This is a genomic window from Ewingella americana, from assembly GCF_006438725.1.
GTDB classification, from domain to species: Bacteria; Pseudomonadota; Gammaproteobacteria; order Enterobacterales; family Enterobacteriaceae; genus Ewingella; species Ewingella americana_A.
Genome location: NZ_RCZD01000005.1, coordinates 356,211 through 367,460, shown reverse-complemented (window position 1 = coordinate 367,460; position 11,250 = coordinate 356,211). Strand labels below are relative to the sequence as shown.

At 51.3% G+C, this 11,250-nt stretch carries 10 protein-coding genes; 7 read left to right on the top strand and 3 right to left on the bottom strand.

The window, feature by feature from the left end; genetic code table 11:
* Positions 1–12 precede the first annotated feature (12 nt).
* Positions 13–783: a pyruvate dehydrogenase complex transcriptional repressor PdhR gene (gene pdhR / locus EAH77_RS11745; RefSeq protein ID WP_140472822.1), complete on the bottom strand. Its 771-nt coding sequence runs from the start codon at positions 781–783 to the stop codon at positions 13–15.
* A gap of 425 nt (positions 784–1,208) precedes the next feature.
* Here pdhR and aroP point away from each other — a divergent pair, with 425 nt between their 5' ends.
* The 3 genes from aroP (at position 1,209) to EAH77_RS11730 (ending at position 5,196) form a co-directional block, all read left to right on the top strand.
* A complete protein-coding gene (aroP, locus tag EAH77_RS11740) occupies positions 1,209–2,579 on the top strand; it encodes an aromatic amino acid transporter AroP (protein WP_140472820.1) in 1,371 nt (456 codons plus the stop codon).
* A gap of 204 nt (positions 2,580–2,783) precedes the next feature.
* Positions 2,784–4,220, top strand: coding sequence for a glycoside-pentoside-hexuronide (GPH):cation symporter (locus tag EAH77_RS11735; protein ID WP_140472818.1), 1,437 nt, complete (start codon positions 2,784–2,786; stop codon positions 4,218–4,220).
* Positions 4,213–5,196 carry a glycoside hydrolase family 43 protein gene (locus tag EAH77_RS11730; protein ID WP_140472816.1) on the top strand — a complete coding sequence of 328 codons (984 nt, stop codon included), beginning with the start codon at positions 4,213–4,215 and terminating at the stop codon, positions 5,194–5,196. The genes EAH77_RS11735 and EAH77_RS11730 overlap by 8 nt, the downstream gene beginning before the upstream one ends.
* A gap of 59 nt (positions 5,197–5,255) precedes the next feature.
* Here EAH77_RS11730 and ampE read toward each other — a convergent pair whose 3' ends face one another.
* Positions 5,256–6,110: a beta-lactamase regulator AmpE gene (gene ampE / locus EAH77_RS11725; protein WP_140472814.1), complete on the bottom strand. Its 855-nt coding sequence runs from the start codon at positions 6,108–6,110 to the stop codon at positions 5,256–5,258.
* A 67-nt stretch (positions 6,111–6,177) separates the two neighbouring features.
* A complete protein-coding gene (gene ampD, locus EAH77_RS11720) occupies positions 6,178–6,747 on the bottom strand; it encodes a 1,6-anhydro-N-acetylmuramyl-L-alanine amidase AmpD (protein ID WP_140472812.1) in 570 nt (189 codons plus the stop codon).
* Between the two features lie 94 nt (positions 6,748–6,841).
* Between ampD and nadC the strand changes: the two genes are divergently transcribed.
* The 4 genes from nadC (at position 6,842) to hofC (ending at position 11,210) form a co-directional block, all read left to right on the top strand.
* Positions 6,842–7,735, top strand: a complete 894-nt coding sequence (gene nadC, locus EAH77_RS11715; protein WP_140472810.1) for a carboxylating nicotinate-nucleotide diphosphorylase — start codon at positions 6,842–6,844, stop codon at positions 7,733–7,735.
* Between the two features lie 294 nt (positions 7,736–8,029).
* Entirely contained in the window at positions 8,030–8,503 is a 474-nt protein-coding gene (gene ppdD / locus EAH77_RS11710) for a prepilin peptidase-dependent pilin (RefSeq protein ID WP_140472808.1), read from the top strand.
* A complete protein-coding gene (gene gspE / locus EAH77_RS11705; protein WP_140472806.1) occupies positions 8,500–9,993 on the top strand; it encodes a type II secretion system protein GspE in 1,494 nt (497 codons plus the stop codon). Before ppdD ends, gspE begins: the two co-directional genes overlap by 4 nt.
* The gene (gene hofC, locus EAH77_RS11700; RefSeq protein WP_140472804.1) at positions 9,990–11,210 is read left to right on the top strand and encodes a protein transport protein HofC; all 1,221 of its coding nucleotides are present in this window, start codon (positions 9,990–9,992) and stop codon (positions 11,208–11,210) included. The genes gspE and hofC overlap by 4 nt, the downstream gene beginning before the upstream one ends.
* Positions 11,211–11,250: the final 40 nt, after the last annotated feature.

Genomic DNA, 11,250 nt, shown 5'->3' with positions numbered 1-11,250 from the left:
AGCCCTGGTGGACTAATTTTCTTCTTTGCGTTGCTGGAGACGACGTAATGACCGGTCGCGACGACTGCGCTCCCGGCTGACATCCAGCATGACTTCTTCGATAAACGCCAGGTGACGGTGTGATGCTTCACGCGCTTTTTCTGGTTCGCGTGCCACAATCGCCTCGAAAATCCCGGCGCGATGCTTGCTCACCACCGCCAGCATTTCCCGGCGTGCATAGAGCAATTCAAAATTCTGTCGGACGTTTTTCTCCAGCATCGGTCCCATACAGCGGAGCAAGTGCAGCAGCACGACATTATGTGCAGCTTCTGTTACAGCCACCTGATACTGCATAACGGCGTCGGCTTCAGCGTCCAGATCTCCGCTCTCTTGTGCGACCTGAATCAGCAGGTGGCAATCGCGGATACGTTGTAAATCATCGTCTGTTCCCCTGAGCGCGGCATAATAGGCACCAATGCCCTCAAGAGCGTGACGTGTTTCAAGGAGATCAAATTGTGATTCAGGATGGTCGGCGAGTAATTCTGCCAGCGGATCACTCACGCTTTGCCAGAGATTGCTCTGCACAAATGTGCCACCACCCTGGCGGCGAAGGAGCAGGCCTTTGCCTTCAAGACTTTGGATTGCTTCTCTCAAAGAGGGACGCGAAACATCGAACTGTTTTGCCAGTTCACGCTCAGGAGGTAATTTCTCGCCCGGACGTAAGGTCCCTTCAAGGATCAGGAACTCCAGTTGCTGCTCGATCACATCTGATAACTTAGGCTGTCGAATTTTGCTGTAAGCCATGTGAACTGTTCTCTGCGAGTAGCGTACCTGTGAGTGCGCGGAGTAAATTGGTAATACCAATTTAAAAAACGTGGCCGTAAAGTAACAAAGTATTCACCTTGTGTCCATATGGGCCCCCAGGAATAGAGCAAGTCCCGCACATTTTAACAAATATTTATCATTCAAAATTTTTGCAACGACCGACCTCACCTTTTTTAGATCTCAGACAATTTATCGCTTCTTTTGCTTATTCGTTATTCAGTTAGCGTATAAAGCAGGTGCAAACTCGCCCGCATAGCACTATTCTTTCGACAGCGGTAGTTCATGCGGGTTTTTTATCGGCTTGTCGCCGTAAATAAATAGATACAATAACTGTAACTATCGCATTACAACTTATTTAAGTTGCAGATTTGTATGGGTTTACCCAAACGACAGAGGGTCAGTGAATGAGTGATCAACAACATGGCGATGAACTGAAGCGCGGACTTAAAAACCGCCACATTCAGTTGATTGCATTAGGTGGGGCTGTCGGAACAGGCCTGTTTCTGGGCAGTGCCTCCGTTATTCAGTCCGCAGGACCGGGGATTATTCTCGGCTACGCGATTGCTGGATTTATCGCATTTTTGATTATGCGCCAGCTCGGTGAAATGGTCGTTGCAGAGCCAGTTGCCGGTTCTTTCAGCCATTTTGCCTATAAATACTGGGGTGGGTTTGCCGGTTTTGCCTCTGGCTGGAACTATTGGGTGTTGTACGTCTTAGTCGCGATGGCAGAACTGACCGCTGTCGGTAAATATATTCAATTCTGGTATCCAGAAATCCCGACCTGGGCTTCCGCTGCCGTTTTCTTTGTACTGATTAACGCCATCAACCTCACCAACGTCAAAGTCTTTGGCGAAATGGAGTTCTGGTTTGCGATCATCAAAGTTGTCGCGGTTGTGGCGATGATTCTGTTCGGCGGCTGGCTGCTGTTCAGTGATACCGCAGGCCCGCAGGCAACAGTACGCAACCTGTGGGAGCAAGGCGGATTCCTGCCGCATGGCATGACCGGACTGGTGATGATGATGGCGATCATCATGTTCTCATTCGGTGGTCTGGAACTGGTCGGTATTACTGCCGCTGAAGCGGATAACCCGGAAGTCAGTATTCCTAAAGCCACCAATCAGGTTATCTACCGGATCCTGATTTTCTATGTGGGTTCGCTGGCCGTTCTGCTTTCGCTGATGCCATGGACCCGCGTCGGGCCGGACACCAGCCCGTTTGTGCTAATTTTCCATGAATTGGGTGATGCGCTGGTCGCAAATGCGCTCAATGTGGTGATCCTGACGGCGGCCCTGTCGGTCTATAACAGCTGCGTTTACTGTAATAGCCGCATGCTGTTTGGCCTTGCCCAACAAGGAAATGCGCCAAAGTCGTTGATGAAAGTCGATAAGCGTGGCGTTCCGGTGGCCTCTATTCTGGTTTCTGCTGCCACCACGGCACTCTGCGTACTGATTAACTACCTGATGCCAGGCGAAGCCTTTGGCCTGCTGATGGCGCTGGTGGTTTCAGCACTGGTTATCAACTGGGCAATGATTAGCCTTGCGCACATTAAATTCCGTCAGGCTATGCGTCGTGAAGGGGTGGAAACCAAGTTCAAAGCGCTACTGTATCCGGTGGGCAACTACATCTGCCTGCTCTTTATGGCGGGTATTCTGGTGATTATGGCTATCACACCGGGCATGGCGATCTCCGTATGGTTGATCCCTGTTTGGCTGGTGATCCTCGGCATCGGTTACTGGATTAAAAATCAGCAAAGCGGGAAATCTGTTAACGCCTGAGTATGAGGCGTAATTGAAAACTCACAGCGCTCCGACTCGCCGGGGCGCTATGTTATCTGCGTCACACTTTCCCCTGCACGACTAAAACGTCCATCTTCATGACTCTTACTTCCTGACCCTTCAACCATTCCTAAGCCAAACTCTTTGCTATCAAACAGTTTTTTAACAACTGTCCTTTTTAACCAATAGCCGGAGAGAACATCCATGAAGGAAGGCGCACTGTCATTCAAAGAAAAAGTGGCGTACGGCATGGGAGACGCAGGATGCAATATGATTGGCGGCGCCGTCATGCTGTTCCTCAACTATTTTTATACCGACGTTTTCGGTCTGGCACCGGCTCTCGTCGGTGTTTTGTTACTCTCCGTACGGGTAATTGATGCCGTAACTGACCCCATCATGGGGGCCATTGCTGACCGAACCACCACCCGATGGGGTCGTTTTCGCCCCTATCTGTTGTGGGTCTGCGTGCCCTACACCCTGTTCAGCGTGCTGATGTTTACTACGCCGGAATGGAGCTACAACAGCAAAGTTATCTATGCGTTTGTCTCCTATTTCCTGATGTCATTGACCTACACGGCAATTAACATTCCCTACTGTTCACTGGGAGGCGTGATAACGTCTGACCCCCACGAACGCGTGGCCTGCCAGTCTTATCGGTTCTTTATGGTAGGTATTGCAACGCTCATTCTTTCCTCGACATTACTGCCGATGGCAGACTGGTTCGGCGGCGCTGATAAGGCCAAGGGCTATCAGATGTCGATGGGTGTTATGGCTATCATTGCGCTCTTTATGTTCCTGTTCTGTTTCAGCTTCGTGAAAGAACGTATTCAACCCGCCGTGCCCTCCAAAAATGCATTGAAATCTGACCTGAAAGACGTATGGAAAAATGACCAGTGGGTGCGCATCCTGCTGCTGACTTTCTGCAACGTTTGTCCCGGCTTTATCCGCATGGCGGCCACCATGTATTACGTTACCTGGGTGATGGAGAAATCGACCTCATTTGCCAGTCTGTTTATCAGCCTCGGCGTGGTCGGCATGATGATTGGCAGCGCACTGGCTAAGCCCCTGACCGATAAATACTGCAAACTGAAAGTGTTCTTCTGGACCAATATCGTGCTGACCATTTTCTCCGTGGGCTTCTACTTCCTCAATCCACACATGACCTCGCTGATTCTGGTGGCCTATTTCGTTCTCAACATTCTGCACCAGCTCCCTTCCCCGCTGCACTGGTCGCTGATGGCGGATGTGGATGATTACGGCGAGTGGAAAACCGGTAAACGCATTACCGGCATCAGTTTCTCGGGTAACTTGTTCTTCCTGAAATGTGGACTGGCGGTAGCTGGTGCGATGGTGGGCTTCCTGCTTTCTGGTTATGGCTACGATGCCAGCGCCGCGCGCCAGAGCGATCACGCCATTAACGGCATTATGCTGCTGTTCACCGTGATACCTGGTATCGGGTATTTGATCACCGCAGGCGTGGTACGGTTGCTGAAGCTAGACCGTAAAACCATGCAAAAGATTCAGGCCGATTTGGAAATCCGCCGCCGCAACTACCGTGAACTGAATGAATATCATGACGCTAAAAATGCTGACAGCGCCGCACCGTTGCCACTGAACAGCAAGGAGTTAAAACATGAGTAACACCGGTTATCCGAATCCTTTGATTGAACAAAGAGCCGATCCACATATCTGGCTGCACAGCGACGGTTACTACTATTTTATCGCCTCAGTACCGGAATATGACCGGCTGGAAATACGCAGAGCATCGACATTGATCGGGCTGGCCCATGCTGAAGCTCAGGTGGTGTGGCAGAAACCTGAAACCGGCCCGATGAGCGCATTAATTTGGGCGCCGGAGCTGCATTTCATCAACGGGAAGTGGTACATCTACTTTGCGGCGGCACCGTCACAGGAGATTGTGGATGGACTTTTCCAGCACCGGATGTTCGTGATCGAATGCGCAGGGGCAGATCCCCTAAAGGGTAAATGGGTTGAGAAAGGTCGAATTAACACCCAATTTGACAGCTTCTCTTTAGACGCCACCCACTTTACGCATCAGGGGAAAAGCTACTACTTGTGGGCACAGAAAGATCCGGCTATTCGGGGTAACTCCAACCTGTATCTGGCTGAAATGGAAAACCCGTGGACGTTGAAATCTGCGCCCGTGATGCTCAGCAAACCCGAGCTTGAGTGGGAGATACAGGGCTTTTGGGTCAATGAAGGGCCCGCTGTTATCACGCATGGCGACAAAATTTTCATCAGCTACTCAGCCAGCGCCACGGATGAGAATTACTGTATTGGCCTGCTGTGGGCTGACCTTAACCGCGACATCACCGATCCTGCCCAATGGCATAAATCACCAATCCCACTGTTTACCACGCAAGCAGATAACCGCCAGTTTGGCCCGGGTCACAATAGTTTCACCCGCGATGAAAACGGACAGGATGTGCTGGTCTATCACGCCAGAAACTATACCGAGATTGAAGGCGATCCGCTGTATGACCCAAACCGGCACACCCGCATAAAAACCATCGAATGGGATAAAAACGGCATGCCGGTATTTGGCGAACCGCCAGCAGATAACCAGCCGCTGACCAAACAGCAACATAAAGCATAAAAAAAGCCCGGACGTGAAAACACGCCGGGCTTTTTCTTTGGCTTATCGCTTATCGCTTATCAGATTAGCGTGCCATAAATCGTCAGCACCGCGACCACCACCAGAATAATCATGGTGACTTTACGCGCCAGCGCAACGGCAGCACGCGGAGTTTGAACCGGGTCAGTATGCGGATCCCGTGCCAGCGAAAACTGTGCCAGACGGGTCAAAACATGATACTGGGAAGTGTGAATATCGCCCAGAGAAGCAAACCAGGCCGGAAGGGCTTTCTCACCGTGACCGAACAGCGCATAGGCAACGCCCGCGAGACGCACCGGGATCCAGTCGAGAATATGCAATAGAGCATCAACGCCGGACTGCGAACGCTTAAGCGGCGTCATATGCCGGGCCAACCAGGTTTGATAACCGCGCAGTGCCGCATAACCGCCTAACGCGACGGGGCCGTAGGGACCAAATACCACAAACCAAAATAAGGGGGCCAGATAATAGCGGAAGTTAACCCACAGAAGGGCATTTTGGAGTTCACGCAGGCGGGCTTCTTCCGTGCACTCTACCGGTAAACCATGAATCAGAGCCAACTCTTCCGCCATTTGCGCACAGGCATCGGTGTCTCCCTGACGGGCAGATTTGAGATACGCGCGGTAGTGTTTACGCTTGATCCCCGCGCCGATGCAAAACAGGCAGATCACCACCCACAAAAACAGTGAAGGCACGCCAAAAAATAGCCCTTTAACGGCATGTAGCACGACCCAGAGCAGCAGCATCCAGACGACAGCGATCGCCAGCGTTTTGGTCAGCGTGGCGTTGCGTCCACGGCGGAATATTCCTTCAAAACGGTGATCTAACTGCCAGTGCTCACCTAACTTAAATAAGCGTTCCCACGCCAGCACCAGCAACAAGGTAAATAACGTCATCAGTAATTACTCTCTCTTTTGCCCGACACGGAGTTTAAACGGTGCATCCATTACTGGACAGTCTACGTTAATCTCCGGCGCTGCCGTTAACCTGATGTTGCTTTAATAAAGACAAATAATGCTGCCAGTCAAACTCAGGCCCTGGATCAGTTTTACGCCCTGGGGCGATGTCACTGTGCCCGGTGATAGCATCAAAACCAATAGAATAGTGCTTAGTTAACAAGTCACTGACAACAGCCAGGCTCGAATATTGCGCCTCAGTGAAAGGGACAAAGTCCGTACCCTCAAGCTCAATACCGATAGAGAAGTCATTACAGCGTTCCCTGCTGTGCCAAACGGATACTCCGGCATGCCAGGCCCGTTTATCAAACGGGACATACTGCACGATTTCGCCGTCACGCCGGATCAGGCAGTGTGCTGCCACGCGCAACGGGTGGATACCCGCGAAGTACGGATCATCGTCGGGATCCAACGTACCGGTAAAGAGTTGATCGATATACGGGCCACCGAACTGACCGGGCGGCAAACTGATATTGTGGATAACCAACAGCGAGGGGATTTCATCTTCAGGACGGTGGTCACAATGAGGTGAAACCACCCGCCGGGCTTCGGTAAGCCAGCCGTTTTCTAACTGCATCAAAGACCTCAATGATGTGCTGTGGTGGTACTTATTACAGCAACAGGGTAGCATGTTTTTTTCTCTCCCTTATCCGCCATTTCGGAGTATTTGTATGACGACACGCAGCTATAGCCCTGAAAGTCGCCGCGCTCTGTTACTCGAACGTATTCAAAATGATATCCCTGTATCAGTGACTCAGGCTCTCGGTGAAGACCTCGGTGGCGAGGCCAGTGCAGACAACGATCTCACTGCGCAGCTTTTACCTGAAGACACACTGGCGAAAGCGACGATCATCACCCGCGAAGCGGGTATTTTCTGCGGCCAACAATGGCTGGACGAAGTCTTCCACCAACTGGGGGACGATAAGGTCACCATTACCTGGAAGGTAAAAGACGGCGATACGCTTGTTGAAAACCAGCCACTCTGTGAATTGTCAGGTCCGGCACGTCTGCTTCTGACCGGCGAGCGAACTGCACTTAATTTTGTGCAAACGCTGTCTGGCGTGGCAACCGAAGTTAACCACTACGTGAAGCTGCTGGAAGGTACCCAAACCCGCCTGTTGGATACCCGCAAAACCTTGCCCGGCCTCAGAACCGCGTTGAAATATGCCGTGCTCTGTGGCGGCGGCAGCAATCACCGCCTGGGGCTGGCCGACGCATTTCTGATTAAAGAAAATCACATCATCGCCTGCGGTTCGATCAAAGCCGCGGTGGTACGTGCCCAGCAAATCCATGCGGATGTTCCTGTGGAAGTCGAGGTTGAAACCCTCAACGAACTGCAACAGGCATTGGATGCCGGGGCAGATATCGTGATGTTGGATAACTTCACCATCCCCATGATGCAAGAAGGCGTTGCACTGACCGCAGGCAAAGCCTTGCTGGAAGTCTCGGGTAATGTCACCGAACAGACCCTACGCAAATTCGCAGAAACCGGCGTTGATTACATCTCCGTTGGTGCACTGACCAAGCATATTCGCGCCATGGACTTATCAATGCGATTCCACTGATTTTTAGCCTCTTTCCAGCCCTCTGCTGTTGCTTCAGGGGGCTTCGTTATCTATTTACCCCCGATGATCTCCTGGCTAATAACCCTCTCATACCTCCCCCTTCCGTCACCAGATTCTTTGGCCACTGTTTTTTAGGCCTGCGGGATACGCCGCACATTTACCCACGAATTACACCTTTGCATTCTTATTTTCCGAGACGTGCTGGAGACCGCTTCTCTGGTGATGGCGCAAGGTTTCTGAAGCAGATAATTTGCTGACGGAAAGCCTCTCTTAGCCAAAACCAAGGATCGGAAAATGAACGCGAATAATCAGCAATGCAACGTTAAACAGGGCGGATTTACCCTGATCGAGTTGATGGTGGTCATTGCCATCATCGCCATCCTCAGTGCCATTGGCATTCCCGCCTATCAAAGCTATATCCAAAAAGCCGCTTTAACTGACATGCTGCAAACCATGGTGCCTTACAAAACCGGGGTCGAACTTTGTGTGATTGATCAGGGTGCGCTGACTTCGTGTAATGCCGCCAGCCAGGGTATCCCTGCCGCAGCTACCACGCGCTATGTCAGCCAGGTTCAGGTCGCAGCGGGCGTTATAACCCTGACCGGACAGCAGGCGTTGAATGGCCTGAGCGTCATGATGACGCCGACGGTTGATACTACATCAGGCGGGATTATCTGGAGCAGAGGCTGCACCAGTGCCAAAGATACCGGCATGAAAGAAGCCTGTGAAAGCGTATTCCGCTTTGAAGGCACAGGAGCAACCAAATGAGCGACTCCTTCCTGGATTCTTCAGTTTTTCATCATGCTGAAAGACACACATCTGATGCAACGCTGAATGCACTGTGTCAGCGCTATAAAGCCATTGTGCTGCATCAGGACGACGTGCATTTACACGTCGCATGCCATGAGGCAGAAGGTGACACGGAAGCGCTCACCAAAGCGTTACAGTTCGCCTGCGGCCTAAAGGTGCAGATCGAGCGCTGGCCGCACGCCCGCTTCGAACAGGCACTGGAAAAACCGACCCACTCTTCAGTGGCGGTGACTCCCGAGAGCAAACCGAACCCAGTGAAAATCGCAGAAGCGAATGAACTGGAGGATACCAGCGACGCACCGGTGGTTAACTTCCTTAACCAGACTCTGCGCATGGCAATATTACGTCGGGCTTCGGATGTCCATTTTGAACCGGGCGAAAATAGCTTGCGTATTCGACTGCGTATTGATGGCGTTTTGCAGGAGATCCCTGGCCCTGAGTTCTCGATGGCCGCCAGTTTGTGTGCCCGGCTTAAAATCATGGGTCAGTTGAATGTAGCCGAACGCCGCCTGCCTCAGGATGGGCAATTACTGATCACTTTTCAAAATCTTCGCTACTCCATGCGCATCGCTTCTTTACCGGTTCTGCATGGTGAGAAAATTGTGCTTCGGATCCTGCATATGACCCAACAGGCGTTGGGCATGAGCCAATTGGGGTTTACGCAAGAAGATCTCAGTCATTATGTGAATGCACTAAAAAGCCCACAGGGATTGATCCTCGTCACCGGTCCAACCGGCAGTGGCAAAACAGTGACGCTCTACAGCGGGCTGCGCCACCTGAATGCGGTACAGCGTAATATTTGCAGCGTTGAAGATCCGGTCGAGATCCCCGTGGTTGGAATTAACCAAACGCAAGTGAACACCAAAACCGACCTGAGCTTTGCCAGAGTACTAAGAGCACTACTGAGGCAGGACCCGGATGTCATTATGGTGGGCGAGATACGCGACAAGGAAACCGCGGAAATTGCTATCAAAGCAGCGCAGACCGGCCATCTGGTGTTATCAACGCTGCACACTAATTCAACCTGTGAGACGCTTAGTCGTCTTGCACAGATGGGCATTGAGGGCTACCACATTGCTGCCAGCTTGCGTTTAGTCATCGCTCAGCGCTTAGTGCGAAAACTCTGCACCCACTGTCGAAAACCCCACTCCGCGTGTGTTGAAAACGATGAGAGTACAAAAACAACCCCGACGCCCTTGTGGCGGCCCGTTGGCTGTAATCACTGCTTCTCCGGCTATTATGGTCGGACTGGAATTTATGAAATCCTGACCATTACGCCACGTTTGCAGCAGGCACTGGTGGCAGGTGCAGGTGTTGCTGAACTCAATAAAATCGCCCATGAACAGGGTCATAAAACTTTGCTGGAAGCAGGGATTGTATTGGTGGAACAAGGTATTACGTCACTTGAAGAACTCTATCGGGTGGCAGGTGAAGGCTTTGAAGCATGAACTCACTTCTCCCCTCCCAACATCGCCTCTTTCTTTACCGATGGCAGGCTATTGACGCACTCGGGCAGTTACAGGCAGGAGAACGGCTGGCTGCTGATGTTGCCGATGTTCATCAACAACTTTTTGCCCTCTCCCTCCAACCAGTTACCGTCAATAAACGGCTACGTCTGAGGGCAACTTACTGGAAAAGTGTTGACCGTATTGCTCTGATACGACAATTAGCAACACTGTTGCAGGCAGGACTTCCTTTGGTCAATGGCCTGATGCTGCTAGCTGGCGAACATTCCAAAGCGCCCTGGCGCTGCATTTTGCAAGATATCGCCACCGGGGTAAAACAGGGGAAACCGCTATCAGTAATGTTAACCGTGCTCCCTGACGTGTTTCCACTGATTTACCGGCATATTATTTCAGTTGGAGAATTAACAGGGCAGTTAGATCGCTGCTGCATGCAACTGGCGATCCAACAAGAACAACAGTCCGAATTACGCGCAAAGGTGAAAAAAGCCCTGCGTTATCCGCTAATAGTGTGTTGCATTGCAACGATCGTTACTGTCCTGATGCTGACGATGGTGTTACCTGAGTTTGCAAAAATATATGCATCCTTCGATGCTAGCTTGCCTTGGTTTACTCAGCTATTGATGACAGTTTCGGGGGCGTTGATCCGTTACGGTCCGGCATGCACCTTAGCAATTGCAGCTTTCATGGTCGCCTATCTTCGAATTTATCATCCACAATCAAAGTGGCGCTGGCGTGAACAAAGACTTCTGTTACGCATGCCATTAATAAAAAGCTTGATTGCGGACAGTTGTCTGAGCCAGATATTCCAAACTCTCGCCATGACTCAGCAAGCTGGAATGACATTGATCACCGGACTGGAAGCTGCGGCAACGTCGTCGTCGAATCTACTTTTTCAGCGCGCAGTTATGGAGGTTAAAGAACAGATTGCGCTGGGTGTCCCACTTTATAGCGCGATCGGGCAAATCCCCCTATTTCCTTCGCTTTGCCAACAGTTGATACGTATCGGTGAAGAGTCGGGATCACTGGATGATATTTTATTGAAACTGGCGCATTGGCATAATCAACAGGCTCATCAACTGGCGGAGACGATGTCACAATCTATCGAACCGATGCTGATGGTAGTGATGGGAATTCTGGTGGGGGGACTCGTTATCGCCATGTATTTACCCATATTCCAGCTGGGGGCGGTTATGGGATAAGTGCTTTGGCAGAAAAATCATGCGGTGGTTTACTACCGCC